At 56.7% G+C, this 26,265-nt stretch carries 28 protein-coding genes; 14 read left to right on the top strand and 14 right to left on the bottom strand.

What is annotated here, in order from left to right; all coding sequences use genetic code 11:
- Position 1: 1 nt before the first annotated feature.
- The 4 genes from APU11_RS23995 to APU11_RS23980 form a co-directional block, all read right to left on the bottom strand.
- Positions 2 to 259: a phosphopantetheine-binding protein gene (locus APU11_RS23995; protein ID WP_010436544.1), complete on the bottom strand. Its 258-nt coding sequence runs from the start codon at positions 257 to 259 to the stop codon at positions 2 to 4.
- Complete coding sequence (locus APU11_RS23990; protein ID WP_013099156.1) at positions 240 to 1,055, bottom strand: lysophospholipid acyltransferase family protein; 816 nt, start codon at positions 1,053 to 1,055, stop codon at positions 240 to 242. The genes APU11_RS23995 and APU11_RS23990 overlap by 20 nt, the downstream gene beginning before the upstream one ends.
- Positions 1,052 to 1,774 (bottom strand): beta-ketoacyl synthase chain length factor, encoded by a 723-nt coding sequence (locus APU11_RS23985; protein WP_060578732.1) that lies wholly within the window; start codon positions 1,772 to 1,774, stop codon positions 1,052 to 1,054. Before APU11_RS23985 ends, APU11_RS23990 begins: the two co-directional genes overlap by 4 nt.
- 150 nt (positions 1,775 to 1,924) lie before the next feature.
- Positions 1,925 to 2,974 carry an AI-2E family transporter gene (locus APU11_RS23980; protein ID WP_013099154.1) on the bottom strand — a complete coding sequence of 350 codons (1,050 nt, stop codon included), beginning with the start codon at positions 2,972 to 2,974 and terminating at the stop codon, positions 1,925 to 1,927.
- Between the two features lie 144 nt (positions 2,975 to 3,118).
- Here APU11_RS23980 and APU11_RS23975 point away from each other — a divergent pair, with 144 nt between their 5' ends.
- The gene (locus tag APU11_RS23975; RefSeq protein ID WP_045294902.1) at positions 3,119 to 4,336 is read left to right on the top strand and encodes an MFS transporter; all 1,218 of its coding nucleotides are present in this window, start codon (positions 3,119 to 3,121) and stop codon (positions 4,334 to 4,336) included.
- Positions 4,337 to 4,340: 4 nt separating this feature from the next.
- Here the strand turns inward: APU11_RS23975 and APU11_RS23970 are convergent, their stop codons facing one another.
- Together APU11_RS23970 and APU11_RS23965 are read right to left on the bottom strand one after the other, a co-directional pair.
- Entirely contained in the window at positions 4,341 to 4,898 is a 558-nt protein-coding gene (locus APU11_RS23970; RefSeq protein WP_013099152.1) for a DcrB family lipoprotein, read from the bottom strand.
- A gap of 72 nt (positions 4,899 to 4,970) precedes the next feature.
- Positions 4,971 to 5,636: a 7-cyano-7-deazaguanine/7-aminomethyl-7-deazaguanine transporter gene (locus tag APU11_RS23965; RefSeq protein WP_013099151.1), complete on the bottom strand. Its 666-nt coding sequence runs from the start codon at positions 5,634 to 5,636 to the stop codon at positions 4,971 to 4,973.
- Positions 5,637 to 5,803: 167 nt separating this feature from the next.
- On the opposite strand from APU11_RS23965, the gene tusA reads away from it, so the two are divergent.
- A complete protein-coding gene (gene tusA / locus APU11_RS23960) occupies positions 5,804 to 6,046 on the top strand; it encodes a sulfurtransferase TusA (RefSeq protein WP_014833603.1) in 243 nt (80 codons plus the stop codon).
- Positions 6,047 to 6,050: 4 nt separating this feature from the next.
- On the opposite strand, the gene APU11_RS23955 is transcribed toward tusA, so the two are convergent.
- The 5 genes from APU11_RS23955 to APU11_RS23935 form a co-directional block, all read right to left on the bottom strand.
- The gene (locus tag APU11_RS23955; RefSeq protein WP_023621483.1) at positions 6,051 to 7,337 is read right to left on the bottom strand and encodes a TRAP transporter large permease; all 1,287 of its coding nucleotides are present in this window, start codon (positions 7,335 to 7,337) and stop codon (positions 6,051 to 6,053) included.
- A 10-nt stretch (positions 7,338 to 7,347) separates the two neighbouring features.
- On the bottom strand, positions 7,348 to 7,857 hold the full coding sequence (locus APU11_RS23950; protein ID WP_013099148.1) for a TRAP transporter small permease: 510 nt from the start codon (positions 7,855 to 7,857) through the stop codon (positions 7,348 to 7,350).
- 11 nt (positions 7,858 to 7,868) lie between these two features.
- The gene (locus APU11_RS23945; RefSeq protein WP_013099147.1) at positions 7,869 to 8,840 is read right to left on the bottom strand and encodes a TRAP transporter substrate-binding protein; all 972 of its coding nucleotides are present in this window, start codon (positions 8,838 to 8,840) and stop codon (positions 7,869 to 7,871) included.
- A 196-nt stretch (positions 8,841 to 9,036) separates the two neighbouring features.
- Positions 9,037 to 11,211, bottom strand: coding sequence for a Zn(II)/Cd(II)/Pb(II) translocating P-type ATPase ZntA (gene zntA, locus APU11_RS23940; RefSeq protein WP_058650522.1), 2,175 nt, complete (start codon positions 11,209 to 11,211; stop codon positions 9,037 to 9,039).
- Positions 11,212 to 11,287: 76 nt separating this feature from the next.
- The gene (locus APU11_RS23935; RefSeq protein ID WP_013099145.1) at positions 11,288 to 11,914 is read right to left on the bottom strand and encodes a lysoplasmalogenase; all 627 of its coding nucleotides are present in this window, start codon (positions 11,912 to 11,914) and stop codon (positions 11,288 to 11,290) included.
- Between the two features lie 129 nt (positions 11,915 to 12,043).
- Here APU11_RS23935 and APU11_RS23930 point away from each other — a divergent pair, with 129 nt between their 5' ends.
- Complete coding sequence (locus tag APU11_RS23930) at positions 12,044 to 12,400, top strand: DUF2500 domain-containing protein (RefSeq protein ID WP_029883607.1); 357 nt, start codon at positions 12,044 to 12,046, stop codon at positions 12,398 to 12,400.
- 54 nt (positions 12,401 to 12,454) lie between these two features.
- Here the strand turns inward: APU11_RS23930 and APU11_RS23925 are convergent, their stop codons facing one another.
- Both APU11_RS23925 and rsmD read right to left on the bottom strand, forming a co-directional pair.
- A complete protein-coding gene (locus APU11_RS23925) occupies positions 12,455 to 12,736 on the bottom strand; it encodes a DUF1145 family protein (protein WP_013099143.1) in 282 nt (93 codons plus the stop codon).
- Positions 12,720 to 13,322, bottom strand: coding sequence for a 16S rRNA (guanine(966)-N(2))-methyltransferase (gene rsmD, locus APU11_RS23920; RefSeq protein WP_029883606.1), 603 nt, complete (start codon positions 13,320 to 13,322; stop codon positions 12,720 to 12,722). The genes APU11_RS23925 and rsmD overlap by 17 nt, the downstream gene beginning before the upstream one ends.
- 127 nt (positions 13,323 to 13,449) lie before the next feature.
- Between rsmD and ftsY the strand changes: the two genes are divergently transcribed.
- From ftsY to livJ, 6 genes are all read left to right on the top strand, one after another.
- Complete coding sequence (gene ftsY / locus APU11_RS23915) at positions 13,450 to 14,907, top strand: signal recognition particle-docking protein FtsY (RefSeq protein WP_058650521.1); 1,458 nt, start codon at positions 13,450 to 13,452, stop codon at positions 14,905 to 14,907.
- Positions 14,908 to 14,909: 2 nt separating this feature from the next.
- Positions 14,910 to 15,581, top strand: a complete 672-nt coding sequence (gene ftsE, locus APU11_RS23910) for a cell division ATP-binding protein FtsE (RefSeq protein WP_013099140.1) — start codon at positions 14,910 to 14,912, stop codon at positions 15,579 to 15,581.
- Positions 15,568 to 16,623 carry a permease-like cell division protein FtsX gene (gene ftsX / locus APU11_RS23905; RefSeq protein WP_013099139.1) on the top strand — a complete coding sequence of 352 codons (1,056 nt, stop codon included), beginning with the start codon at positions 15,568 to 15,570 and terminating at the stop codon, positions 16,621 to 16,623. Before ftsE ends, ftsX begins: the two co-directional genes overlap by 14 nt.
- A gap of 251 nt (positions 16,624 to 16,874) precedes the next feature.
- Positions 16,875 to 17,732: an RNA polymerase sigma factor RpoH gene (rpoH, locus tag APU11_RS23895; RefSeq protein WP_008500093.1), complete on the top strand. Its 858-nt coding sequence runs from the start codon at positions 16,875 to 16,877 to the stop codon at positions 17,730 to 17,732.
- Between the two features lie 136 nt (positions 17,733 to 17,868).
- The gene (locus APU11_RS23890; protein ID WP_038985052.1) at positions 17,869 to 19,134 is read left to right on the top strand and encodes a 4-aminobutyrate--2-oxoglutarate transaminase; all 1,266 of its coding nucleotides are present in this window, start codon (positions 17,869 to 17,871) and stop codon (positions 19,132 to 19,134) included.
- A 196-nt stretch (positions 19,135 to 19,330) separates the two neighbouring features.
- A complete protein-coding gene (gene livJ, locus APU11_RS23885) occupies positions 19,331 to 20,431 on the top strand; it encodes a branched chain amino acid ABC transporter substrate-binding protein LivJ (RefSeq protein ID WP_014833593.1) in 1,101 nt (366 codons plus the stop codon).
- Between the two features lie 91 nt (positions 20,432 to 20,522).
- On the opposite strand, the gene panM is transcribed toward livJ, so the two are convergent.
- Positions 20,523 to 20,906, bottom strand: a complete 384-nt coding sequence (gene panM, locus APU11_RS23880; protein ID WP_023621800.1) for an aspartate 1-decarboxylase autocleavage activator PanM — start codon at positions 20,904 to 20,906, stop codon at positions 20,523 to 20,525.
- A gap of 424 nt (positions 20,907 to 21,330) precedes the next feature.
- Here panM and livK point away from each other — a divergent pair, with 424 nt between their 5' ends.
- The 5 genes from livK to livF are packed head-to-tail and all read left to right on the top strand — an operon-like array spanning position 21,331 to position 26,166.
- A complete protein-coding gene (livK, locus tag APU11_RS23865) occupies positions 21,331 to 22,440 on the top strand; it encodes a high-affinity branched-chain amino acid ABC transporter substrate-binding protein LivK (protein ID WP_028028112.1) in 1,110 nt (369 codons plus the stop codon).
- Between the two features lie 46 nt (positions 22,441 to 22,486).
- The gene (gene livH / locus APU11_RS23860) at positions 22,487 to 23,413 is read left to right on the top strand and encodes a high-affinity branched-chain amino acid ABC transporter permease LivH (protein WP_013099131.1); all 927 of its coding nucleotides are present in this window, start codon (positions 22,487 to 22,489) and stop codon (positions 23,411 to 23,413) included.
- Complete coding sequence (gene livM, locus APU11_RS23855; protein ID WP_014833590.1) at positions 23,410 to 24,687, top strand: branched chain amino acid ABC transporter permease LivM; 1,278 nt, start codon at positions 23,410 to 23,412, stop codon at positions 24,685 to 24,687. Before livH ends, livM begins: the two co-directional genes overlap by 4 nt.
- The gene (livG, locus tag APU11_RS23850) at positions 24,684 to 25,451 is read left to right on the top strand and encodes a high-affinity branched-chain amino acid ABC transporter ATP-binding protein LivG (protein ID WP_013099129.1); all 768 of its coding nucleotides are present in this window, start codon (positions 24,684 to 24,686) and stop codon (positions 25,449 to 25,451) included. The genes livM and livG overlap by 4 nt, the downstream gene beginning before the upstream one ends.
- 1 nt (position 25,452) lies before the next feature.
- Complete coding sequence (gene livF, locus APU11_RS23845; RefSeq protein WP_013099128.1) at positions 25,453 to 26,166, top strand: high-affinity branched-chain amino acid ABC transporter ATP-binding protein LivF; 714 nt, start codon at positions 25,453 to 25,455, stop codon at positions 26,164 to 26,166.
- Positions 26,167 to 26,265: the final 99 nt, after the last annotated feature.

Here is a 26,265-nt window from a genome sequence, read left to right as displayed (position 1 = left end):
CTCAGGCGCGTTGTTGATGAATAAAAGCGGCGAGCGTGGCAACGGAATAGAAGTGCTGACGCATCTCGTCGCTCTCGGCAGAAAGCACTACGCCGTACTGATTTTTCACAGCCAGCCCCAGCTCCAGGGCATCAATAGAGTCCAGACCCAGTCCGTCACCAAACAGCGGAGCGTCGGTGTCGATATCCTCTGGGGTAAGTTCTTCCAGATTCAGCGTAGAGATAATGAGATTCTTAATTTCAAGATAGAGCGCTTGCATCTTTCATTCCTGACAAAGATTGAAGACCGGATGTTAATTGCTGCTGCATATGCCGGTTTAACTGCCTTGCCGCCAGCGCAGGTTCGTGCTGGCTCGCATCGTAAAAATCATGAATGTTGATGCGTTCGCGAACATCCACGGTAAAAATGGGTTTTTTGGGCGGCACATTGTACCAGCGACTCTGTTTATCCAGCATGCGTTCGCTACAGTGGATCACCACCACGCGCAGAGAGCTGTTGCAACGAACGGCAATATTCGCCGCTCCCCGCTGCAGGGTAATGGCTTCGCCCACGCGGGTGCGGGTGCCTTCCGGGAAAATCAGCAGGGTGTCGCCCTGCGCCAGACGCTGCTGGCTGGCACGAAGCAGCGTTTCTGCTTCGCTGTTGATCAGGTAATCGGCAGCACGGATCACGCCGCTGACAAAGGGGTTACGCAGCAGCGCGCTTTTCACCAGACAGTCGGTTTCGTTCATCACCGAGGCGAGGATCACATAGTCCAGCAGCGAAGGATGGTTGGCTATCACCAGGCAGCCGCGCTCGGCGCGCAGAACGTCCAGATTGTTAAAGCGGTAATCCAGCACGCCGGTTCCGCGAACGACCGCCAGGAATAGCCGAAAACTGGCGGAGATGCTGCGTCGCGCCAGTCGGCGGCGTGCCGTGCGATCGCGCTGAAAAATCAGCAGCAGGTTAAACCAGACCAGCGACAGCAGCAGCCCGCCAAGGCCAAACAGGGCGAAGCAAAACCCGGTCATCAGCATGCGCCATAACCGATCGAGGCGGGAGAGGATCTGGCTCATTGGCGCGTCCACTGCCACTGCAAACGCTCGCCTGCCAGGGCAAATTGCCGCGCGTCGCTCAGGTAATGTCGCAGGAACTGAAGGCTTTGCGGCAGCGCGGGCTCTTCCCCTGTGCTTTCGCGATGGGTTTCACAGCAGAGTGCGTCCCCGGCTTCAATCACCAGCGCAAGGGCGTAAGGCCAGACGGGCATCTGAGGCGGGAGCCCGGCGTGATAAAACGCGGGCAGGACGCCGTCAAAATCCACCAGCAAAACGCGGGAGTAGCCCGCGTGAAGCAGACTCAACACTTCGCACAAACTTTGCTGGAAGGTGTCCATCCCGGCGGAGACCGAGGATGAGACAATCGGCTGACCTGCGGTGATCGTAAGATTGCCGACCGCGGCGTTATGAACAGACATTGCAAAATCGGTGGGGGAGACGGGTTGCTCCGTCGCCAGCGCTTGCAGAATACGGTAGTTGCGTTCCAGCTCGCCATGGCGGCTGCTGTAGACCACGGCATCGATACGATGTTTGCGCAGCATCGCAAGACCAATATCCACCGCCAGCTTACTGCCCGAATTAAGGCGGCGGGCGGTCATCATCGGCAGATCGGTCAGTTTTGCAAGCGGCGTGGCGGGATCGATGGCGTCAGACTGGCGCGACCATGCCTGCCATGCGTCGGCATCGCTGAGTCCTGGCGCTCTGGCCTGCCAGTCGATAATGGTGAGGGTAAATTTCATCTACGCGCGTCCGCGATAAACCTGTTTCTGTGATTTTTACTTCGCAAGCGCGATGTTACAGCGTACATCGTACAGTGTTGTCGCAGGCTTGCGAATAACGTTTCTCCTAAAAATTTCCCGTAGAGTCGTGTTCCGTCTCACCCCAGACGATTAACCGGGAAGCCGACTCTTGGGTCGGCCCGGCCCCAGCAGTATCGCCAGTTTGCTGCCGCCTTTGGTGGTCTCCATCCAGATTTTACAGACGCTGGTGAGCGGTACCGACAGCAGCATCCCAACCGGGCCCAGCAGCCATCCCCAAATCAGTAAGGATAAGAACACCACCAGCGTCGACATGCCCAGCCGGTGGCCCATCATCCGTGGTTCAAGAATATTCCCCAGCACCATATGCACCACGAGGAACAGCGCCCCCACCAGCATGCACTCATAAAAGCCATTAAACAGAAACGCCTGAATCATGGGCGGCACGGCGGAGAGTACCGCGCCAATGTTGGGCACGTAGTTCAGCAAAAACGCCAGCACGCCCCACATCAGCGCGAACTGCACGCCCATCAGCATCAGCCCCAGCCAGACAATCACGCCGGTCCAGACGCTCAACAGGGTTTTTAAGGCCAGATATTTGGAGACGCCCTTTAACGCGCGGTGTAAACCGGCGATGTGAATTTGCGGATTATTCAGCGCAAAGCGCAGCTTATAGGGCACGTGGCGCACTTCGAACAGCATAAACACCACCGTCATGACCAGCAGCAAAATGCTGGCCATAGCGCCGGACAGGCCGGTCATCAGCGTGGTGGCGTAGGTCATGATTTTTTCTGAATCCATCCGGCGCAACATCCGTTCCGGCGAAATATGCAGGTTCAGAAACGGCATCATCTCCTGAAGCGCCACGATCTTGCGCGTCAGCTCTTTGTTGTATTGCGGCAGCATCGTGGAGAACTCGCTCAGCGAGGCGGCCAGCACGCCGAAAAGGGCGGTGAGGGCAATCAGCATCACGATAACCACAATGGTTATGGCCACCGGGCGGCTGATACCCCGGCGCAAAAACCAGGTCACCAGCGGGTTAAGCACAATGGCAAAAAAGAGCGCCAGCAGAAGCTGGACAATAATATCGGCGGCAGCATGGATACCGGCGAGGATCACCACCAGAGAGGCGAGTTTTAACAGGATGTGGAGTCCTGCTTTGTCGGGCGGGTTTGGGGTCATTCGTGTTCCTTAATGTGATTGCCCGTTAAGTGTAGTGCGCGGGTTCCGCTTCGTCTGGCACCGTTAATCTGAAAGTCGCTGCTGATTTTCTGCTGGCGTCGTGGTAATAGTGAAACACTGTTGCAAAAATCCAGGTAAAACCTCATGCCCGAACCCGCCGCCGAACCGGCATTAAGCGGATTACGCCTTAATCTGCGCATTGTCTCCGTTGTGATTTTTAACTTTGCCAGTTATCTGACGATTGGCCTGCCGCTGGCGGTGTTGCCGGGCTATGTGCATGACGTGATGGGGTTTAGCGCATTCTGGGCGGGGCTGGTGATTAGCCTGCAGTACTTCGCCACGCTGTTGAGTCGCCCGCATGCGGGTCGCTACGCGGATCTGTTCGGGCCGAAGAGCATTGTGATCACAGGATTATGCGGCTGTTTTCTCAGTGGCCTGAGTTACCTGCTGGCGGCAACGACCAGCCACTGGCCGTTGGTCAGCCTGGTGCTGCTGTGCCTGGGCCGGGTGATCCTCGGTATTGGGCAAAGCCTGGCAGGAACCGGCTCGACGCTGTGGGGCGTAGGCGTGGTCGGGGCACCGCACATTGGCCGGGTCATCTCCTGGAACGGCATTGTCACCTACGGGGCAATGGCGCTTGGCGCCCCGCTTGGGGTGATGTGCTATGCGTATGGCGGACTGTACGGGCTGGCGGGCACCATTATGGTGGTCGCGCTGGTGGCGATCCTGTTTGCCCTGCCGCGCCCGAAAGTGAAGGCCAGCAAAGGTAAACCGCTGCCGTTCCGGGCAGTGCTGGGGCGCGTCTGGCCGTATGGTATGGCACTGGCGCTGGCAACTACCGGCTTTGGGGTGATCGCCACCTTTATCACGCTGTTTTATGACGCCAAAGGCTGGGATGGGGCGGCCTTTGCGTTAACCCTGTTCAGCTGTGCGTTTGTGGGTGCCCGTTTGCTCTTCCCGAACGGTATTAACCGCCTAGGCGGGCTGAATGTGGCGATGATCTGCTTTGCGGTTGAGATTGTCGGGCTGCTGCTGACCGGTATAGCGACCGCGCCGTGGATGGCAAAAGTTGGCGTGTTCTTCGCCGGAGCCGGTTTTTCGCTGGTCTTCCCGGCGCTGGGTGTGGTGGCGGTGAAAGCCGTGCCGCCGCAGAATCAGGGGGCGGCGCTGGCAACCTACACGGTGTTTATGGATATGTCGTTGGGCATTACCGGGCCGCTGGCAGGGCTGGTCATGGCCTGGGCAGGTGTGCCGGTTATCTATCTTGCGGCTGCGGGTCTGGTGGTGATGGCCCTGATGCTCACGTGGCGGCTAAAAAAATGGCCCCCGATGCAGGCACCGGAGGCCACGTCATCATCCTGACGTGTTACTGAATCACGATGGTGTTGATGATATTTTCAGCGGCAGTCTGCGCTTTCTGCTGATCTTCCGCTGGCAGGGTGATCTGCAGGGTCAGCAGTTTGTTATCAACCTTACCCAGCACCACGGAAGAGTAAGCCGTCTGACCTTTTGCAGAGATAATGCTGTCCAGCTGCTGCAGCGTGTGGCCTTTCAGTTCGATGGACTTGTTCGTCACCACCTGCAGCTGCGGGTCGCGGCTGCGCTGCTGATCTTCCAGACGTTTGGACAGCACGGCCAGGTCTTCGCTGGTGTCGTCGCCCACAATCACAATCACCGCTTTCTGCCCGGTTGCATCGGAATAGACGTGCATGTTGTTCGCCTGGGTACCCAGCTTGCCGCTCTGGTCAGTCATATCCGCTGGCAGAGAGAAGCTGAGTTTACCGTCCAGCAGGTTCACCGGCTGACCGGTTGCGTTGCTCTCTGCAGACGCGCCCTGAGCAGGCGTTTTCGTGTCGCTGTTATCACAGGCTGCAAGGCCGACAACCAGCAGGCCAATCCCGACATATTTAACCAGATTGCGCATTGACTTCTTCCTTTCGATAAACGGCCATAACGGCTCATTTGTCCATCTTATCACAACTGATAAAGCGAACCCTTAACCAGCCTGCAATGCTGTGATTTCAGATTTATCTGCCAGTCTTTTCAGCAGCATATTCAGCAGCACGCCGTACATCGGCAGGAAGAAGACAATGCTGATAAGCACCTTGAAGCAGTAGTCCACCAGCGCAATTTCCATCCAGTGTTCGGCCATAAACGCATCCGGGCTGTGCCAGAAGGCAATGAAGAAGAAGGCCAGCGTATCGCTGACGTTGCCGAACAGCGTCGAGGCGGTGGGGGCCATCCACCAGCGGTGATTCTGACGCAGGCGGTTAAATACGTGCACGTCGAGGATCTGCCCCAGCGCATAGGCCATGAAGCTTGCAGTAGCGATTCGGGCAACAAACAGGTTGAAGTGGGTTAATGCCTCAAAGCCCTGCCAGCTTCCCATGTAAAACAGGGAGGAAATAACGTACGACACGAACAGCGCCGGCAGCATGACCGCAAAAATAATGCGGCGAGCCAGCGGTGCGCCAAAAATACGCACGGTCAGATCGGTGGCGAGAAAAATAAACGGGAAGCTGAACGCGCCCCAGGTGGTATGGAAACCAAAGATGGCAATCGGCAACTGCACCAGATAGTTACTGGAGGTGATCACCAGCAGATGAAAAAGCGAAAGCCAGAACAACGCTTTTACGCGCTGCGATTCAGAAAACGGCGTCATATTGTGACCTTTTTATACGTTGGGGTGAGGGAACCCAATAAAAACCGCAGCATGATACTGCTTTGGCAGGACAATGCAATGGTTAGTTTTTACGCAACCGTTAACCTGGTTTGCATTGCTGGCTACGGGGCGTAAACTACAGCCGTTTTTATCTGACCGAGAACACCATGACCGATCTGTTTTCCACTCCAGACCACACCCTTGATGCGCAGGGCCTCCGCTGCCCTGAGCCGGTAATGATGGTGCGCAAAACCGTGCGCAATATGCAAACCGGCGAAACGCTGCTGATCATCGCTGACGATCCGGCAACCACCCGCGATATCCCCGGTTTTTGTACCTTTATGGAGCATGAACTGGTGGCACAGCAGACCGAAGCGCTGCCGTACCGGTATTTGATCCGCAAGGGGTAACCCCTTACTGCATGCCTAACAATCCCGGCAGCCACAGCGAAATCGCCGGGATGTACGTTATCATTCCCAGCACCAGCAGCAGCATGCCGTAAAACGGTAGCATCGCGCGCACCACATGTTCGATTTTCTGCTTGCTTACCGCACTGGCCACAAACAGCACCGAACCCACTGGCGGCGTGATAAGCCCGATCCCCAGATTCACCATCATGATCATCCCGAAATGGACCGGGTCGATCCCAAGCGACTGGGTCACCGGCAACAGCACCGGCGTCAGGATCAGAATGATCGGCGCCATATCCATCAGGGTGCCAATCAGCAGCAGCATGATGTTGAGGTACATCAGGATCACGTACTTGTTATCCGAGAGCGAGGTGAAGAACGCCGTGATGCGCACAGGCAACTGCATGTAGGTCATCACCGCGCCAAACGCCGCCGCAAAGCCAATCAAGATCATTACGATAGTGACCGTTTTCACCGTCCGGCACATCAACTTCGGCAGTTCGCTCCACGTGTAGTCGCGATAGATGAACATGGTGACAAAGAATGCCCACAGACAGGCGACCGCCGCGGATTCGGTGGCGGTGAATATCCCGGACATGATCCCGCCGAGGATAATTACCACCGTCATCAGCCCCCACAGAGCGTCCAGCAAAATCTTCAGCGCCTGTTTAAAGGGGATCTTTTCGCCTTTTGGATAGCCGCGCTTATGGGCAAAGCACAGACACAGCGTCATCAGGCACAGTCCCAGCAGCAGCCCCGGCAGCACGCCTGCGATAAACAGCGTGGCAATGGAGACCGTACCGCCTGCGGCCAGCGAGTAGATCACCGAGTTGTGGCTAGGGGGGATTAAAATCGCCTGCACCGACCCGCTGGCGGTGACCGCCGCCGCATACTCGCGGGGATACCCCTTTCTCTCCATCTCCGGGATCATCACGCTGCCGATGGAGGCCGTATCCGCCACCGATGAACCGGAAATCGCGCCGAAAAAGGTGGAGGCCACAATATTCACCAGCGACAGCCCGCCGCGAATAAAACCGACAAAGACATACGCGAAATTCACCAGTCGTCGGGCGATGCCGCCTTCCGCCATGATCGCCCCCGCCAGGATGAAAAACGGGATCGCCAGCAGGGTAAATTTGTTAACCCCGCTGGTGATCTGGATCATCAGCGCTTCGAGCGGTAACTCGATCCACAACGCGCCCGCGACAGCGCTTAAGCCGACGGCAAACGCCACCGGCATACCCAGCGCCAGCAAAATGGCGAGGGTGAATAACAAAACGAATGCATCCATTGTTCACCCCTTAACTGTGGTTGCCGATCAGCACCACAGGACGGTTTTCCTGTGAGCCAAACAGCAGACGTTCAATGACAAACAGGATCAGCACCGCAGAACCAATCGGCAGCGGCAGATAACTCTCCCCTGACGTCAGGATCGGAAACTCGGCGACCGGCTGCTCCCAGAGCTCGACACACAGCCAGTAGCTGTACCAGAACATAATCAGCGAGATCAGCAGCATCAGCAGATCCACCACGCGCGCACACGCTGTTTTCAGCATGTCCGGCAGTCGGTCGGTCAGCATGTTCACCGCGATGTGTGACCCGGCACGGTAGCTCACCGCCGCGCCGATAAACGTAAAGGTCACCATGCAGATGATGGCAATCGGCTCCGGCCAGGATTCACCGCGATTCAGCACATAGCGCGAGAAGATGCCAATCGGGATCACCACCGTCATCACCAGCAGCGCGCATCCCGCTACGCCCATGGCGAGCAGATACAGCCGGTCCATCCACTTCAGGTAGAGTTCGGACATACGTTCTCCGTTTACTGAACGTCAGCAATGGCTTTCATCAGGTCCTGATGCTTTTCGCCATACTGCGCGCGCACCGGCTCTGTGGCTTTGATAAATACCGATTTGTCGATCTCGTGGAACTGCACGCCACCGGCTTTCATCTTCGCCAGCGCCTCGGCGTTATAGGCCTGCCACAGCTTGCGCTGTTCGAACTGCGCTTCGCGCGCCAGGGTCAGGATTTTCTGCTGTTCGTCTGCGCTGAGCTTGTCCCATTTCACTTTTGAGTAGAGCAGCATTTCCGGGGTAATGAAGTGGCCGCTGAGGGTATAGTTTTTGGCGATCGGCATATAGTTATGGGCGATGAAGGTCGGCGGATTATTCTCAGCGCCGTCGATTACGCCGGTCTGCATGCCGCTGTAGACCTCACTGACCCCCATTGCCACCGAGTTAGCCCCCATGTCTTTCAGTGTCGCCAGTGCCACCGGGCTTCCCTGAACGCGGATTTTTTTGCCTTTCAGATCCTCCGGTTTGACGATCGGCGTTTTGGTGATCAGGTTACGGGTGCCGGAATCCATCCAGCCGAGAAACACCAGCCGCGATTTGGGGTTGGCGGTCAGTTTGTCGCCAATCTGCTTGCCGATATCGCCGTCGATGACTTTGTGCATGTGGTCTTCATCGCGGAACACATAGGGCAGGGTAAAGACTTCGATATCGGGCAGGATCGCCGCCACCGGAGCCATGGAGACACGGATCATGTCGATCGCCCCCATCTGCGCCTGTTCAATCATCTGCTTTTCATCCCCGAGCACGCCGCCGGGAAAGACCTTGATCTCCAGCTTGCCGTCGGTTTGTTGTTTGAGTTTCTCCCCCATGTGCTGTACGGCTACCACGTTCGGGTAGCCTTCAGGATGCACATCGGCGGCTTTAATGGTTTGCGCAGAAACGGAGCAGGCAAAAGCAGACAGACACAGAGCGGCCAGTAACGGCTTGAGGGTCGTTTTCATCAAGTCAACTCCAGGGTAGTGAGGTAAGTGTTAAAACGGTGTTTTAGTTTTGTACGTTTAAAAATTACACTATGGCCTGGAAAACGGAGGTGAAGCGCCTCACAAAAGCGTGAATTTCTGAAACGCTGGTTTAGATTTTTGAGAAGGGAAGGCCGGGTTGCCGTTACGCTTTACCCGGCCAGGCGTGCATTGCGTGTTATTTGCGTCGCAGTAAGCGGAGCGCGTTGGCCGTCACCAGCACCGTCGCGCCGGTATCCGCCAGCACCGCCAGCCACAGCCCGGTGATGCCGAGCAGGGTGGTGACGAGGAAAATCCCTTTCAGCCCCAGGGCGATGCTGATGTTCTGGCGAATATTGGCGCGCGTGGCGCGTGCCAGGGAAATCATCTGCGCCAGGCCGGTCAGGCGGTTATGGGTGAGCGCGGCATCGGCGGTTTCCAGCGCCACGTCGGTACCGCTGCCCATGGCAATCCCGATGGTGGATGCTTTCATCGCTGGCGCATCGTTGATTCCGTCGCCGATCATCGCCAGCGGAGCATGGCTGTTCAGCTCCGTCACGGCACTGACCTTGTCCGCAGGCAGTAATCCGGCCTTAAAGTCCAGCCCCAGCTCTCCGGCAATCGCGGCGGCGGCACGCGGGTTATCGCCGGTGAGGATCACACCCTGGACGCCCAGCTGATGGAGCGCCGCGACGGCCTCTTTCGCATCATCACGCAGGGTATCGCGCAGTGCCAGCATGCCTTTGGCGACGCCGTCCTGCATGACGGTTACGACAGTTTGTCCGGTCTGTTCTAACGCCTCAACCTCTGAGTTAGAAGACTTACCCGCCGCGACAATCAGCACCTTTTTACCGTCGATGTCGGCCTCAATCCCGGACCCAACCAGCGCCCGCTGTGCCGTTGCCGTCGGAATTGCCAGCCCGCGCGACTGCGCTTCACGCACAATCGCCTGCGCCAGCGGGTGAGTGGAACCCTGCTCTACGGCGGCGGCCAGCGTAAGCAGTTCATCTTCACCGATATCCTGCGGATACACGCCGGTGACCTGCGGCTTGCCGACGGTCAGCGTGCCGGTTTTATCGAACGCCACCTGCTGCACCTGGCTTAACTGTTCCAGCGCCGCGCCGCCTTTTATCAGGGCGCCACGACGTGCCGCTGCCGCCAGACCGGAGGTAATGGCCGCCGGGGTGGAGATCACCAGCGCACACGGACAGCCAATCAGCAGCAGGGTCAGACCTTTATAAATCCAGCCTTCCCACGGCGCGCCAAAGAACAGCGGCGGAACGATAGTGACCAGCAGGGCAACCAGCATGATGGCGGGGGTGTAAATCCGGCTGAAGCGGTCAATAAATCGCTCGACGGGGGCGCGACGCTCCTCGGCCTCTTCGATCAGCTTCAGGATACGGTCGATGGCGCTGTCACCGGGTTCGGAAAGTACCGTGAGCTGGACCAGAAGGTCGACGCTGGTGGCGCCCGCAGGTACTTTTTCACCGGCCGTGCGTTCAACCGGAATCGACTCCCCGGTGAGGGCGCTTTCGTCGAAGCTCGCGGTGGCGGTGAGCAGGGTACCGTCCGCAGGCAGGCGCCCTCCGGCAGCGACTTCAATCACATCGCCCGGACGCAGTGCGTTAATGGCCACCGTCTGGCGTTCGTTTCCGGCTACTCGTGTGGCGGTTTCAGGCTTAAGCGCCATCAGGGCGCTGACCCCTTTACGCGCCCGGCTTGCCGCCCAGCCTTCAAGACGTTCGCCAATTAAGAACAGCAGCAGCACCATGGCCGCTTCCGCTGTGGCACCAATGAACAGCGCGCCGATAGCTGCCACGCTCATCAGCGTTTCGATGGCGAACCAGCTGCCGCTTTTCATCAGCCGCAGCGCCTGACGGGCAATGGGATACAACCCGACAAGCGTGGTGGCGATAAACGCCAGATTGCCAAACGGGTGGTTGATCTGCTCCAGACCCCAGCTCAGGGCCATCATCATCACGAGCGCGATAAGGGGCAGATTTTCTCGCAGCGGAGCGGTTTTTTCGGCGGGGGCCGTTTCGCTACGCAGGGAATAACCGGCCTGGCTGACCGCGGACACAACCTGCTCGCTGACGTCACTCTCGGCGCTGACCAGCAGTTTTTCGGTCGCAAAGCGCACCTGCACGTGGCTGACGCCGGGGATCTGTTTTACCGCATTTTCGACTTTGCGGGCGCAGGCCGCGCAATCCATGCCGTCAACCACCCAGCTGTAATGGTTTCCGCTTTCAGGCAGCGGCTGCGCGTTTTGCGTTTCGCATGCCCCGTCACAGCAGCAGTCATCTTTCGCTGGCACCGGGCTGAGCTTAAATGCTGAAAATTGTGGGGCTTTTTTAGGTGTTTCTGGAGTCGACATGGCACTCTCCGGTAATGATAATTTTCTCATTAACCGCAGCATACACTCTGGAGTCGACTCCAGAGTCAAGGCTTATTTAGATATACAGCGAACGCACAATCAGGAAGTGCCCCGCAAAGTAACAGGCGGAGGCAATCGCGTTATCAGCCCGGAAACGACGGCGATAGTGGCTGCCCAGCCAGACGATATTGCCGATTAACAGCAGCGCCGCGCCAAAGAAAGCGGACATCGCCTGTGAGGTTGGGCGGAAGAACCACAGTTCACCGGCCAGCCACACCATCACCAGCGTCATGGCAATAAACGTGCAGACGGGCAGACGCATCTCTTCCAGGCGTGACCAGATCACCGCGATCAGCAGCGCGCCGATCACCAGCAGCACCAGCGGGAGCGGCCAGAAGAAGGATAGCGTCATCTGGCTGGCAAAGTAGATGGTGTAAAGCAGATGCGACAGGAAGAACGCCCCCACGGCATACAGCAGACGCTGACGCGGCAACAGGGTTAAGGCATCGCCAATCAGAGAAGCACACAGCCCGGCGAGGACCAGGTAGCTGATGGCGTTAAACATCGGCGCTTGCCAGGCAAGCAGCAGGAGCAGCAACAGCGTGACGGGTTTAAACAACCAGCGCTGCCAGGCCGGACCGCGGTATGACGCATCGACATAAAGCCATGCGGAAAAACAGACAGCGATAAATGACCAAAGCATATTAACTCCCTGTATCTGTTAAGGCTGAATAATCAGTTTCATCTTCAGTGTAGTGATGCGGGCAGGCGTTTGGCAATGCCGGGGGAGTCAGGGTATCCTGAATTCCGCATAATCTTATGGGATTGTTGAATGAGCAAGATGCCGCTGTTTTTCATTATCGTGGTGGCGATTATCGTCATTGCCGCCTCGTTCCGTTTTGTGCAGCAGCGCCGCGAGAAAGCGGATAACGACGCCGCGCCGTTGATGCAAAAGCGCGTGGTGGTGAGCAATAAACGCGAAAAACCCCTTAATGACCGGCGCTCGCGCCAGCAACAGGTTACCCCTGCGGGAACGACCATGCGCTATGAAGCGAGCTTTAAGCCGGAAACGGGCGGCCTGGAGATGACCTTCCGCCTGGAGGCGCAGCAGTACCATCAGCTGACGGTGGGTGAGAAAGGGATGCTGAGTTACAAAGGGTCGCGGTTTGAAGGGTTCAGGGCTGAATAATACGGTCCCCTCTCCCAGTGGGAGAGGGTTAGGGTGAGGGCATCAGACCGCACCTTACTTCTTCACCTGCGCCTTAAACTTCTTCATCCACACCAGCAGTTCAAACACGCCGAAAATAAACACGCGCAGCTGCTGCCAGCCGGTCATCTGCGGGCCGTCTTTTGGCAGGCCGTTTTTCAGCATCACCATCTGCAGGGCGTGCATGAAGGTGGTAAAGATAAACGCCACGTTCACAAAGATATTCATCGGGCGCGGGAACGGATGCACCAGATTGAGCAGTAAAAACGCCCAGACGCACAGCATCAGCAAACGTCCCAGATTAATCAGTACTGGCATTGGATTCTCCTTGTGCCTGACGATGATACAGACGATAAGCGACCTGACCCGCCACTTTTTCGCGGTGTAAATCCCAGTGAACCGGCACTGGCGGTAGCCCGTTTTCTACTTCGCTTTCAACGTAAATCAGCGCGTCATCCGCCAGCCAACCATTGCTTTCCAGCAGGGATAACGTCTCTTCCAGCAGCCCCTTACGGAACGGCGGATCGACAAACACCACGTTGTGCGGCGTGCCTGGCTGCGCGAGGAAACTGAGCGTATTGGTGTTCACCACTTTGGCGTTGGTGGCTTTCAGCGTCGCCAGATTTTGCTGCAGCGTCTGCGCGACGCCGCGCTCCATTTCCAGCAGCGTGGCGCTGGCGGCGTAGCGCGAGAGGGCTTCCAGCCCTAATGCGCCGCTGCCCGCAAAGCAGTCGAGGCAGTGGGCGTCTACCATTGACGGGGCCAGCCAGTTAAACAGCGTTTCACGCACGCGGTCGGTGGTTGGGCGTAAACCGGGGCTGTCCGGCACCGGGAGTTTCCGGCCTCGCCACTGGCCACCGATAATACGAATTTGACCGGCTGGGGCGCGGTTGGGTTTCTTCATCTCAGGAAAGCTCTGTTAACAATTGGCCTGCGATTGCGGGCGGTGATGTCAATTAAGTAAAGTGTTAGACTATTTCATCATTTTTTTAGCTTCCATGTATATAGCGCCGCGAGGAGTGTAGTCGCAGATGGCAAAACAAAAAAAACGTGGCTTCTTTTCCTGGCTGGGTTTCGGTGAAAAAGAGCAAGAAACAGAACAGAAAACCGAAGAACAACAAGCCGTTGAAGAGCAGTCTCAGCCTGAAACGCCTGTAGAAACCGCCGCGGTTGTCGAAGCGGAAGAGCATGCGCACAGCAAAGAAGAGACTGAAGCCTTTGCTGAAGAGGTGGTTGAGGTCACCGAACAGGTTCAGGAGAGCGAAAAGCCAGAACCTGTTGTTGAAGCGGTTACTGAAGCGCCGCAGGCCGTTATCGAACATGAAGAGTTGCCGCTGCCGGAAGAGGTAAAAGCGGACGACGTTTCCCCTGAAGAGTGGCAGGCCGAAGCGGAAACCGTGGAAATTGTCGACGCGGTGGAAGAAGAAGCGGCACATGAGCCGGCGCTGACCGACGAAGAGCTGGAAGCCCAGGCGCTGGCCGCTCAGGCGGCTGAAGAAGCGGTTATCGTCGTGCCGGTGGAAGAGCAGGCCGAAGAGGAGATCGTTCAGGAGCAGGAAAAACCGACCAAAGAAGGTTTCTTTGCCCGCCTGAAACGCAGCCTGTTAAAAACTAAAGAAAATTTAGGTTCCGGATTTATCAGTCTGTTCCGCGGCAAAAAGATCGACGACGATCTGTTTGAAGAGCTGGAAGAGCAGTTGCTGATTGCGGACGTTGGGGTGGAAACCACCCGTAAGATCATCGCCAACCTGACCGAAGGGGCGAGCCGCAAACAGCTGCGCGACGCCGAAGCGCTGTACGGCCTGCTGAAAGACGAGATGGGTGAAATTCTCGCAAAAGTTGACGAACCGCTTAATATTGAAGGCAAAACGCCATTTGTTATTCTGATGGTTGGCGTTAACGGTGTCGGGAAAACCACCACCATCGGCAAACTGGCGCGTCAGTTCGAGCAGCAGGGTAAAACGGTGATGCTGGCGGCGGGTGATACCTTCCGCGCGGCGGCGGTTGAACAGCTGCAGGTGTGGGGCCAGCGCAACAACATTCCGGTGATTGCGCAGCACACCGGTGCAGATTCCGCGTCCGTGATCTTTGACGCCATCCAGGCGGCGAAGTCGCGAAATGTGGATGTCCTGATTGCCGATACCGCAGGGCGTTTGCAGAACAAATCGCACCTGATGGAAGAGTTGAAGAAAATCGTCCGCGTCATGAAGAAGCTGGACGAAGACGCACCGCATGAAATTATGCTGACCATCGATGCCAGCACCGGACAGAACGCCGTCAGCCAGGCGAAGCTGTTCCATGAAGCGGTAGGACTGACCGGGATCACGCTGACCAAACTGGACGGCACCGCGAAAGGCGGGGTGATCTTCTCCGTGGCCGATCAGTTCGGCATTCCTATTCGTTACATCGGTGTGGGCGAGCGTATTGAGGATTTGCGTCCGTTTAAGGCGGACGACTTTATTGAGGCATTATTTGCCCGAGAGGACTAACAATGATTCGCTTTGAACACGTCAGCAAGGCCTATCTCGGTGGGAGACAAGCGCTGCAGGGGGTGACCTTCCACCTGCAGCCAGGCGAGATGGCATTCCTGACCGGCCATTCCGGCGCGGGGAAAAGTACCCTGCTCAAGCTTATCTGTGGGATTGAACGGCCAAGCGCCGGGAAAATCTGGTTCAGCGGCCATGAGATTAGCCGTCTTAAGAACCGCGAAGTGCCGTTCCTGCGTCGCCAGATCGGGATGATTTTCCAGGATCACCACCTGCTGATGGATCGCACCGTTTTCGATAACGTGGCGATCCCGCTGATTATTGCCGGTGCCAGCTATGATGATATCCGCCGTCGCGTCTCTGCGGCGCTGGATAAGGTCGGGCTGCTGGACAAAGCGAAGAACTTTCCGATCCAGCTCTCCGGCGGTGAACAGCAGCGTGTGGGCATTGCCCGTGCGGTGGTGAACAAGCCTGCGGTACTGCTGGCGGATGAACCGACCGGTAACCTGGACGACGCCCTTTCTGAAGGGATTTTGCGTCTGTTTGAGGAATTCAACCGCGTTGGGGTGACGGTATTGATGGCGACGCACGACATCGGGCTCATTTCCCGCCGTTCGTACCGCATGCTGACCCTGAGCGACGGGCATTTGCACGGAGGCCACGGTGAACAAGCGTGATGCAATGAACCAGATTCGGCAGTTCGGGAACCGGTTTGACCGTTTCCGTAAGCCGCAGGGTGGCGGTGACGGTAACCGTAATGCGCCGAAGCGGGCGAAAGCCGCGCCGAAGCCAAACTCCCGCAAAACCAACGTGTTCAATGAACAGGTACGCTACGCCTTCCACGGCGCGTTGCAGGATCTGAAAAGTAAACCGCTGGCGACGTTCCTGACGGTGATGGTTATCGCCATTTCGCTGACGCTGCCAAGCGTCTGCTATATGGTCTATAAGAACGTGAATCAGGCGGCGTCGCAGTACTATCCGTCTCCGCAGATCACGGTCTATCTGGACAAAGCGCTCGACGATAACGCCGCGGCGCAGGTGGTGGGGCAAATCCAGGCCGAGAAGGGCGTGGAGAAGGTGAACTACCTTTCCCGCGAAGAAGCGCTGGGTGAGTTCCGTAACTGGTCAGGCTTTGGCGGCGCGCTGGATATGCTCGAAGAGAACCCGCTGCCGGCCGTGGCGGTGGTGATCCCGAAGCTCGACTTCCAGGGAACGGATTCACTTAATACGCTGCGCGACCGCATCTCTACCATTAAAGGCATTGATGAAGTGCGTATGGACGACAGCTGGTTTGCGCGTCTTGCCGCACTGACCGGGCTGGTGGGGCGCGTGTCGGCGATGATTGGCGTGCTGATGGTGGCGGCGGTGTTCCTCGTCATCGGTAACAGCGTGCGTCTGAGCATTTTCGCCCGCCGCGATACCATCAACGTGCAAAAGCTGATTGGTGCGACGGATGGCTTCATCCTGCGTCCGTTCCTTTACGGCGGCGCATTGCTCGGTTTTTCCGGCGCATTTCTTTCACTGATATTGTCAGAAATTTTGGTGATGCGGCTCTCCTCCGCCGTGACCGAGGTGGCGCAGGTCTTCGGAACTAAGTTTGATATCAGTGGTTTAGGGTTCGATGAGTGCCTTCTTCTGCTGCTGGTTTGCTCCATGATTGGCTGGGTGGCAGCATGGCTGGCGACGGTTCAACATTTACGCCACTTTACTCCCGACTAAGAAAAGCGTGATATAATCTTTCCCTGCACCGAGATGTTCGCTCTGCAGGGAAAGCGTCCCTGTTGTCTCTTCCCCTGTTATCATCTCCATGTCACATTTTGTGCGTAATTTATTCACCGTTGCACCTGGAACTTGTGGATAAAATCACTGTCTGATAAAAGAGTGAATGCTAATCTCGTTGCTCAAACGCTTTGGCATGGTTGTTGCCTGATGGGGACAACCTGGACCAGAAGAAACATTGAGAGGAATGAATGACCAAAGAAATGCAAACTTTAGCTTTAGCCCCTGTTGGTAACCTGGAATCGTATATCCGGGCTGCGAACACCTGGCCGATGTTAACGGCCGAGGAAGAAAAGGAGCTTGCTGAAAAGCTGCATTACCAGGGCGATCTGGAAGCAGCGAAAAAGCTGATCCTGTCTCACCTGCGCTTTGTTGTTCACATTGCTCGTAATTATGCGGGCTATGGCCTGCCGCAGGCGGACTTGATTCAGGAAGGTAACATCGGCCTGATGAAGGCTGTACGTCGCTTTAACCCGGAAGTGGGTGTACGACTGGTCTCCTTCGCTGTGCACTGGATCAAAGCAGAGATTCACGAATACGTGCTGCGCAACTGGCGTATCGTGAAAGTCGCCACGACAAAAGCGCAACGCAAACTCTTCTTCAACCTGCGTAAAACCAAGCAGCGTCTGGGCTGGTTCAATCAGGATGAAGTAGAAATGGTGGCGCGCGAGCTGGGTGTTTCCAGCAAAGATGTGCGTGAGATGGAATCCCGTATGGCCGCGCAGGACATGACTTTTGACATGTCTTCCGATGACGATGCGTCCGACAGCCAGCCAATGGCGCCGGTACTGTATCTGCAGGATAAGACCTCTAACTTTGCTGACGGCATTGAAGAGGACAACTGGGAAGATCAGGCCGCGAACAAGCTGAGCTATGCGATGGAAGGCCTTGACGAGCGTAGCCAGGATATTATCCGTGCCCGCTGGCTGGACGAAGACAACAAGTCCACGCTGCAGGAGCTGGCCGACCGCTACGGCGTGTCCGCTGAACGTGTGCGTCAGCTTGAAAAGAACGCCATGAAAAAACTTCGCGCCGCGATTGAAGCGTAATTCCCGCGAAGTATGACGAGAGCCCCTGGATGCTAATCCGGGGGTTTTGTTTTTTTAGCGCCCGCTCTGGCGAATTTCTCCCCCCTGGCAAACACTTACTGATGCGCTAAGCAGGCGACTTTCTCAGGGGGACAGGGTGAAAAATAACGAACTGAACGACCGGCGTTTACAGGCGACGCCGCGCGGCATCGGCGTGATGTGTAACTTCTATGCCGATAAAGCTGAAAACGCCACGGTGTGGGACGTCGAGGGCAACGAGTATATCGACTTTGCCGCCGGAATAGCGGTGCTGAACACCGGGCATCGCCATCCAAAAATCATTTCCGCCATTGAAAAACAACTTCATGCCTTCACCCACACGGCGTACCAGATTGTGCCATACGAAGGCTATGTGTCGCTTGCCGAGCGAATCAACGCGCGTGTGCCGATTGACGGCCCGGCCAAAACCGCCTTCTTCTCAACGGGGGCAGAAGCCGTCGAAAACGCGGTAAAAATTGCCCGCGCATACACCAGACGCCCTGGCCTGATCGCCTTTGGCGGTGCTTTTCATGGACGCACCTCGATGACCATGGCGCTGACGGGGAAAGTTGCCCCTTACAAGCTGGGTTTCGGGCCGTTTCCTGGCTCGGTATATCACGCCCAATACCCCAATGAACTGCACGGTGTCAGTACGGCGGAGGCATTAAAAAGCCTGGAGCGTATCTTCAAAGCGGACATTGCCCCGGACCAGGTCGCGGCCATTATTCTTGAACCGGTTCAGGGTGAGGGCGGTTTCAACATTGCACCGGCGGATTTTATGCAGGACTTGCGCGCCCTGTGCGATACCCACGGTATTTTGCTGATCGCCGATGAGGTGCAAAGCGGTTTTGCGCGTACCGGAAAACTGTTCTCGATGGAACACCACTGCGTGAAACCGGATCTGATCACCATGGCGAAAAGCCTGGCGGGTGGCATGCCGCTCTCGGCGGTGTCGGGCCGCGCCGAGGTGATGGACGCGCCTGCGCCTGGCGGACTGGGCGGTACCTACGCCGGTAACCCACTGGCGATCGCCGCCGCACATGCCGTGCTGGACGTGATTGATGAAGACGACCTTTGCACGCGCTCGGCGCACCTGGGTCATCATCTGGTGGAAGTACTGAACAAAGCGAAGGAACATTGTCCGTATATCGCGGATATCCGCGCACAAGGCTCAATGGTGGCGGTGGAGTTTAACGATCCGCAATCCGGGCTGCCGTCACCGGAATTCACCCGTCAGGTTCAGGAGCGAGCCCTGCAGGAAGGCCTTCTGCTTCTGAGTTGCGGCGTGTACGGTAACGTCATCCGTTTCCTCTATCCGCTCACAATCCCTGAAGTGCAGTTCCGTAAAGCGCTGGACATTATTTCTGCGTCGCTGACTCGTTAAAGCCAGAAGCCCGGTGAAATTCCTGCCGGGCTTATCATATATTCATTTCAAATTTGCTATTCCAAAATCATAAAAATGGGGTATGTTTTAGCAGAGTATGCTGAAAAAGCGCGACTGGTATACCTATAACTGAAATAAAGCGCTACACAACAACATCACAACAATCGTAATAACCATAATAATGGGGAATCTCAGGATGAACATGAAGGGTAAAGCGTTACTGGCAGGATGTATCGCGTTGGCATTCAGCACCATGGCGCAGGCCGATATTAAAGTGGCCGTGGTGGGCGCGATGTCCGGTCCGGTAGCACAGTATGGCGACCAGGAATTTACGGGCGCAGAGCAGGCGGTTGCCGACATTAATGCGAAGGGCGGTATCAAAGGCGAAAAACTGCAGATCGTAAAATATGATGATGCCTGTGACCCGAAACAAGCGGTTGCCGTGGCGAACAAAGTGGTGAACGACGGCATCAAATACGTTATCGGTCACCTGTGCTCCTCTTCCACCCAGCCTGCGTCTGATATCTACGAAGACGAAGGCATCCTGATGATCACCCCGGCGGCAACGGCACCGGAGCTGACGTCGCGCGGCTATAAGCTGATCCTGCGCACCACCGGTCTGGACTCCGATCAGGGCCCAACGGCCGCCAAATACATTGTCGAAAAAGTGAAGCCGAAGCGTATCGCGATCGTTCATGACAAACAGCAGTACGGTGAAGGTCTGGCGCGCTCCGTGCAGGACAACCTGAAGAAAGCGAATGCTGACGTCGTGTTCTTTGATGGTATCACCGCCGGTGAGAAAGACTTCTCTACCCTGGTGGCGCGTCTGAAGAAAGAGAATATCGACTTCGTTTACTACGGTGGCTACCACCCGGAAATGGGGCAGATCCTGCGTCAGGCTCGTGCAGCGGGTCTGAAAACCCAGTTCATGGGGCCGGAAGGGGTGGCGAACGTTTCCCTGTCTAACATTGCCGGTGAGTCTGCGGAAGGCCTGCTGGTGACCAAGCCGAAGAACTACGACCAGGTCCCTGCGAACAAACCGATTGTAGATGCCATTAAGGCGAAGAAACAGGATCCAAGCGGCGCGTTCGTCTGGACCACCTACGCAGCACTGCAGTCTCTGCAGGCGGGTCTGAACCAGTCAGCCGATCCGGCTGAGATTGCCACCTGGCTGAAAGCGAACTCTGTTGATACCGTGATGGGGCCGCTCTCCTGGGATGAGAAGGGCGATCTGAAGGGCTTCGAGTTCGGCGTGTTTGACTGGCATGCCAACGGTACTGCTACTGACGCAAAATAAAAGCAAAAAGGCAACGTAAGTTGCCTTTTTTAATGTTTGCCCCCTCTCCCCGTGGGAGAGGGCTGGGGTGAGGGCATCAGGCCGCACAAATCTAGCGCTTCTCCCACCCATTTTTCTGCGCCGTAAATCCTAACGCCTGCATAAACGCCGCCATCACGCTACGGTCCTCCACGCCTACGTCGGCCATCCACCAGGAGGTAATGCTCGGGTTTTCACGGATCACTTCTTCAATCAGGTACTGTCCTACGCCGCGACGACGGGTGACGTCGCGCACGCGCAGAGAGTCCAGCGCCCCTTCCGTGCCGCTCAGCGTCACGCGCACAGCAGCCAGCAGACGCTCGTTGAAGCGCGCGGCATAAATACGGTGGGTTTCGTCAACGCTCAGCGACGAAGGGGAATATTCCGGCCAGATCTTGCCCAGGTCGATATGATCCTGGTCGCTAAAGGTCACCAGACGAACGATAGTCAGTTTCATTAGCTGCTTGTCCAAATCAAATTGAGTAGAGGCAGTGTACTCAATTTATTCGCTCAGCGGCTTCCTCTTTTTATTCCCCGTTACCAGGTGATTAGTTTTTTGCCAGGGCGAAGTGCAGTCTGAAAACACATGGATCGAAAAATAAGCAGAATTTTAACCTGAATGGCAGTGATTTATTCGGCGCTTTGTGCCGTTATTTTATGCTGCAAACTGCACTTTTATTTGTTTATCTCTGCCTGATTTCAGAATATTATCTTTGCTTAATCGCCTGAAAAATAGAGAATTTAGTCTGGTTTTTGATAAAAACCTGCGCTAAACCATTAAAGGCACTGGTAAAAATAGCGTTGTGCATTAAAAGTACAGAATGCTTTTTAACCATAATAAAACAAAATATATACACGACATCACGAATGGGGATTCAGAGATGAAAAGGAACGCGAAGACGTTAATCGCGGGCATGGTTGCATTGTCTCTCTCGCATGCAGCCATGGCGGAAGAGATTAAGGTTGCGGTGGTCGGTGCCATGTCCGGGCCTGTTGCCCAGTGGGGTGACATGGAGTTCAACGGCGCACGTCAGGCAATTAAAGACATCAACGCCAAAGGTGGCATCAAAGGCGACAAGCTGGTGGGCGTGGAATACGACGACGCCTGCGATCCAAAACAGGCCGTCGCGGTGGCGAACAAAATCGTGAACGATGGCATCCAGTATGTGATCGGCCATCTGTGCTCATCGTCCACTCAGCCTGCGTCTGATATCTACGAAGACGAAGGTATTCTGATGATTACCCCTGGTGCCACCAACCCGGAGCTGACCCAGCGCGGCTACCAGCACATTATGCGTACCGCCGGTCTGGACTCCTCCCAGGGGCCGACCGCGGCGAAATACATCCTCGAGACGGTTAAACCGCAGCGCATTGCCATTATTCATGACAAACAGCAGTACGGCGAAGGCCTGGCGCGTTCCGTTCAGGACGGGCTGAAAAAAGGCGGCGCAAATATTGTCTTCTTCGACGGGATTACCGCGGGTGAGAAAGATTTCTCTGCGCTGATCGCCCGTCTGCAAAAAGAGAATATCGACTTCGTTTACTACGGTGGTTATTACCCGGAAATGGGCCAGATGCTGCGCCAGGCGCGCTCTGTCGGTCTGAAAACCCAGTTCATGGGTCCAGAAGGCGTGGGTAACGCCTCCCTGTCTAACATCGCCGGGGATGCCGCTGAAGGCATGCTGGTGACAATGCCAAAACGCTATGACCAGGATCCGGCGAACAAGGCTATCGTGGATGCGCTCAAGGCGCAGAAGAAAGATCCAAGTGGTCCATACGTCTGGATCACCTACGCCGCCGTGCAGTCACTGGCCACCGCGCTGGACCGTACTGGCAGCAAAGAACCGCTGGATCTGGTGAAAGATTTAAAAGCACACGGGGCGAACACCGTGATTGGGCCGCTGAACTGGGATGAGAAAGGCGATCTGAAGGGATTTGAATTTGGTGTCTTTAAGTGGCACGCCGACGGTTCGTCTTCGGCCGCCAAATAATTATCCCGCCGCCCGGACCGCCGGGCGGGTATAAAAAGGTTTGCATATGTCCGAGCAGTTTCTCTATTTCCTGCAGCAGATGTTTAACGGCGTCACGCTGGGAAGCACCTACGCGCTGATTGCCATCGGCTATACGATGGTGTACGGCATTATCGGCATGATCAACTTCGCCCACGGCGAGGTGTACATGATCGGTAGCTACGTCTCCTTTATGATTATCGCCGCCCTGATGATGATGGGTATCGACAGCAGCTGGCTGCTGGTCGCCGCCGGGTTTGTCGGCGCGATTGTGATTGCCAGCGCCTACGGCTGGAGCATCGAGCGGGTGGCCTACCGGCCGGTACGCAGCTCCAAGCGCCTGATTGCCCTGATCTCCGCGATTGGGATGTCTATCTTCCTGCAAAACTACGTCAGCCTGACCGAAGGCTCGCGCGATGTGGCGCTGCCAAGCCTGTTCAACGGCCAGTGGATTGTCGGCGCCAGCGAAAACTTCTCTGCCTCTATCACCACCATGCAACTGGTGATCTGGGTGGTGACCTTTATTGCGATGCTCGCTCTGACGCTCTTCATCCGCTACTCCCGCATGGGACGCGCCTGCCGCGCCTGCGCGGAAGATTTGAAGATGGCGAGCCTGCTCGGCATCAACACTGACCGCGTGATTGCGCTCACTTTTGTGATCGGCGCGGCGATGGCGGCCGTCGCAGGCGTCCTGCTCGGCCAGTTCTACGGCGTAATTAATCCGTACATCGGCTTTATGGCCGGGATGAAAGCCTTTACCGCGGCGGTACTGGGCGGTATCGGCAGTATTCCTGGCGCGATGATTGGCGGCCTGATTCTGGGCGTGGCAGAAGCGCTCTCCTCAGCGTATCTGAGTACCGAGTATAAAGACGTGGTGTCGTTTGCCCTGCTGATTCTGGTTCTGCTGGTGATGCCTACCGGTATTCTGGGTCGTCCGGAGGTAGAGAAAGTATGAAACCGATGCATTTTGCAATGGCGCTGCTCTCTGCCGCCATGTTCTTCGTGCTGGCGGGCGTCTTTATGGGCGTTCAGTTAGAGCTGAACGGCACAAAGCTTGTGGTAGACACCGCCGCTGACATTCGCTGGCAGTGGGTCTTTATCGGCACCGCCGTGGTGTTCCTGTTCCAGCTGCTGCGTCCGCTGTTCCAGAAAACGCTGAAAGGCGTCTCGGGACCGAAGTTTGTCCTGCCGGCTATCGATGGCTCCACCGTTAAGCAGAAGCTGTTCCTCGTGGCGCTGCTGGTGGCTGCGGTGGCGTGGCCGTTCGTGGTCTCGCGCGGCACGGTAGATATCGCCACCCTGACCATGATCTACGTTATTCTGGGTCTGGGTCTGAACGTGGTAGTGGGGCTCTCTGGCCTGCTGGTACTGGGCTACGGCGGTTTCTACGCCATTGGCGCGTATACCTTTGCGCTACTGAACCACTATTACGGTCTCGGCTTCTGGACGTGCCTGCCGCTGGCGGGGCTGGTCTCTGCCGCTGCAGGTTTCCTGCTTGGCTTCCCGGTGCTGCGCCTGCGCGGTGACTACCTGGCGATTGTGACCTTGGGCTTCGGCGAAATCGTCCGTATCCTGCTGCTCAACAATACCGAGGTGACTGGCGGCCCGAACGGGATTAGCCAGATCCCGAAACCAACCTTCTTTGGTCTGGAGTTCAGCCGTACCGCCCGTGAAGGCGGCTGGGATACCTTCAGCAACTTCTTTGGCGTGAAGTATGATCCGTCCGACCGCGTCATCTGGCTCTACATGGTGGCGCTGCTGCTGGTGGTCATCACGCTGTTCGTGATTAACCGCCTGCTGCGTATGCCGCTGGGCCGCGCGTGGGAAGCGCTGCGTGAAGATGAAATCGCCTGCCGTTCCCTGGGCCTCAACCCGACCCGCATTAAGCTGACTGCGTTCACCATCAGCGCCGCGTTTGCCGGTTTTGCCGGCACGCTGTTTGCCGCGCGTCAGGGCTTTGTCAGCCCGGAATCGTTCACCTTTGCCGAATCCGCCTTTGTGCTGGCGATTGTGGTGCTCGGCGGAATGGGTTCGCAGTTTGCCGTTATCCTCGCCGCCATTCTGCTGGTGGTCTCACGCGAGCTGATGCGTGACTTTAACGAATACAGCATGCTGATGCTGGGTGGTTTGATGGTGCTGATGATGATCTGGCGTCCGCAGGGTCTGCTGCCGATGACTCGTCCACAGCTGAAGCTGAAGAACGGGCAAGCAAAAGGAGAGCAGGCATGAGTCAGCCATTATTATCCGTTAACGGTCTTATGATGCGTTTTGGCGGCCTGCTGGCGGTCAACAATGTGAATCTGGATCTGCACAAGAAAGAGATCGTCTCCCTGATTGGCCCGAACGGTGCGGGAAAAACCACAGTCTTTAACTGCCTGACCGGTTTCTACAAGCCGACGGGCGGCACCATCATGCTGCGCGACCAGCATCTGGAAGGGCTGCCGGGCCAGCAGATTGCCCGCATGGGCGTGGTGCGTACTTTCCAGCACGTGCGTCTGTTCCGCGAGATGACGGTGATTGAGAACCTGCTGGTGGCACAGCATCAGCAGCTGAAAACCGGTCTGTTCTCCGGCCTGCTGAAGACGCCAGCCTTCCGCCGGGCGCAGAGCGAAGCGCTGGATCGTGCGGCAACATGGCTTGACCGTATCGGTCTGCTGCCGCATGCCAACCGCCAGGCAAGTAACCTTGCGTACGGTGACCAGCGTCGCCTTGAGATTGTGCGCTGCATGGTAACGCAGCCGGAAATCCTGATGCTCGATGAACCCGCTGCGGGCCTGAACCCGAAAGAGACCAAAGAGCTGGACGAGCTGATTGCTGAGCTTCGCGATCATCACGACACCACTATCCTGCTGATTGAGCACGATATGAAGCTGGTAATGGGGATCTCTGACCGTATCTACGTGGTGAACCAGGGAACGCCGCTGGCAAACGGCACGCCGGATGAGATCCGCAACAACCCGGACGTGATCCGCGCATACCTGGGTGAGGCATAAGATGGAAAAAGCGATGTTAACGTTTGACAAGGTAAGTGCCCACTACGGCAAGATCCAGGCGCTGCACGACGTCAGCCTGCATATCAATCAGGGCGAAATCGTCACCCTGATTGGGGCTAACGGCGCGGGCAAAACCACGCTGCTTGGTACCCTGTGCGGCGACCCGCGCGCCACCAGCGGTCGGATTGTGTTTGATGGCAAAGACATCACCGACTGGCAGACCGCCAGAATCATGCGTGAAGCGGTGGCGATAGTCCCTGAAGGGCGTCGCGTCTTCTCGCGCATGACGGTGGAAGAGAACCTGGCGATGGGCGGCTTCTTCGCTGACCGCGACCAGTATCAGTCCCGTATCAAGTGGGTGTACGAACTCTTCCCGCGCCTGTGGGAGCGTCGTATTCAGCGTGCGGGGACCATGTCCGGCGGTGAGCAGCAGATGCTGGCGATCGGCCGCGCCCTGATGAGCCAGCCGCGCCTGCTGCTGCTGGATGAACCGTCGCTGGGTCTTGCGCCAATTATCATTCAGCAGATCTTCGACACCATTGAACAGCTGCGTAAAGAAGGGATGACCATCTTCCTCGTCGAGCAGAATGCCAACCAGGCGCTGAAGCTCGCCGATCGCGGTTACGTGCTGGAGAACGGCCACGTGGTGCTTGAAGATACCGGCGATGCGCTGCTGGCCAATGAAGCGGTGCGGAGTGCGTATTTAGGCGGATAGGTAAAAGCAAAATGGCAACGCACGTTGCCATTTTTAGTGTTTTCTCCCTCTCCCTGTGGGAGAGGGCCGGGGTGAGGGCACCATACCGCACCCAACCAC

The sequence above is a fragment of the Enterobacter sp. 50793107 genome (assembly GCF_001463365.1).
GTDB lineage: Bacteria > Pseudomonadota > Gammaproteobacteria > Enterobacterales > Enterobacteriaceae > Enterobacter > Enterobacter cloacae.
This window is presented reverse-complemented; position numbering and strand designations above follow the sequence as displayed.

Bases quoted from the DNA above. Each gene is read 5' to 3' on its own strand.
- APU11_RS23965 (WP_013099151.1), bottom strand. From the start codon at position 5,636: ATGACGCCGTTTTCTGAATCGCAGCGCGTAAAAGCGTTGTTCTGGCTT.
- livH (WP_013099131.1), top strand. From the start codon at position 22,487: ATGTCCGAGCAGTTTCTCTATTTCCTGCAGCAGATGTTTAACGGCGTC.
- APU11_RS23950 (WP_013099148.1), bottom strand. From the start codon at position 7,857: ATGTCCGAACTCTACCTGAAGTGGATGGACCGGCTGTATCTGCTCGCC.
- livJ (WP_014833593.1), top strand. From the start codon at position 19,331: ATGAACATGAAGGGTAAAGCGTTACTGGCAGGATGTATCGCGTTGGCA.
- ftsY (WP_058650521.1), top strand. From the start codon at position 13,450: ATGGCAAAACAAAAAAAACGTGGCTTCTTTTCCTGGCTGGGTTTCGGT.
- panM (WP_023621800.1), bottom strand. From the start codon at position 20,906: ATGAAACTGACTATCGTTCGTCTGGTGACCTTTAGCGACCAGGATCAT.
- APU11_RS23990 (WP_013099156.1), bottom strand. From the start codon at position 1,055: ATGAGCCAGATCCTCTCCCGCCTCGATCGGTTATGGCGCATGCTGATG.
- rpoH (WP_008500093.1), top strand. From the start codon at position 16,875: ATGACCAAAGAAATGCAAACTTTAGCTTTAGCCCCTGTTGGTAACCTG.
- APU11_RS23945 (WP_013099147.1), bottom strand. From the start codon at position 8,840: ATGAAAACGACCCTCAAGCCGTTACTGGCCGCTCTGTGTCTGTCTGCT.
- APU11_RS23935 (WP_013099145.1), bottom strand. From the start codon at position 11,914: ATGCTTTGGTCATTTATCGCTGTCTGTTTTTCCGCATGGCTTTATGTC.
- APU11_RS23970 (WP_013099152.1), bottom strand. From the start codon at position 4,898: ATGCGCAATCTGGTTAAATATGTCGGGATTGGCCTGCTGGTTGTCGGC.
- APU11_RS23930 (WP_029883607.1), top strand. From the start codon at position 12,044: ATGAGCAAGATGCCGCTGTTTTTCATTATCGTGGTGGCGATTATCGTC.
- APU11_RS23980 (WP_013099154.1), bottom strand. From the start codon at position 2,974: ATGACCCCAAACCCGCCCGACAAAGCAGGACTCCACATCCTGTTAAAA.
- APU11_RS23955 (WP_023621483.1), bottom strand. From the start codon at position 7,337: ATGGATGCATTCGTTTTGTTATTCACCCTCGCCATTTTGCTGGCGCTG.
- livK (WP_028028112.1), top strand. From the start codon at position 21,331: ATGAAAAGGAACGCGAAGACGTTAATCGCGGGCATGGTTGCATTGTCT.
- zntA (WP_058650522.1), bottom strand. From the start codon at position 11,211: ATGTCGACTCCAGAAACACCTAAAAAAGCCCCACAATTTTCAGCATTT.
- livM (WP_014833590.1), top strand. From the start codon at position 23,410: ATGAAACCGATGCATTTTGCAATGGCGCTGCTCTCTGCCGCCATGTTC.
- APU11_RS23975 (WP_045294902.1), top strand. From the start codon at position 3,119: ATGCCCGAACCCGCCGCCGAACCGGCATTAAGCGGATTACGCCTTAAT.
- livF (WP_013099128.1), top strand. From the start codon at position 25,453: ATGGAAAAAGCGATGTTAACGTTTGACAAGGTAAGTGCCCACTACGGC.
- livG (WP_013099129.1), top strand. From the start codon at position 24,684: ATGAGTCAGCCATTATTATCCGTTAACGGTCTTATGATGCGTTTTGGC.
- APU11_RS23985 (WP_060578732.1), bottom strand. From the start codon at position 1,774: ATGAAATTTACCCTCACCATTATCGACTGGCAGGCCAGAGCGCCAGGA.
- APU11_RS23925 (WP_013099143.1), bottom strand. From the start codon at position 12,736: ATGCCAGTACTGATTAATCTGGGACGTTTGCTGATGCTGTGCGTCTGG.
- rsmD (WP_029883606.1), bottom strand. From the start codon at position 13,322: ATGAAGAAACCCAACCGCGCCCCAGCCGGTCAAATTCGTATTATCGGT.
- tusA (WP_014833603.1), top strand. From the start codon at position 5,804: ATGACCGATCTGTTTTCCACTCCAGACCACACCCTTGATGCGCAGGGC.
- APU11_RS23995 (WP_010436544.1), bottom strand. From the start codon at position 259: ATGCAAGCGCTCTATCTTGAAATTAAGAATCTCATTATCTCTACGCTG.
- ftsE (WP_013099140.1), top strand. From the start codon at position 14,910: ATGATTCGCTTTGAACACGTCAGCAAGGCCTATCTCGGTGGGAGACAA.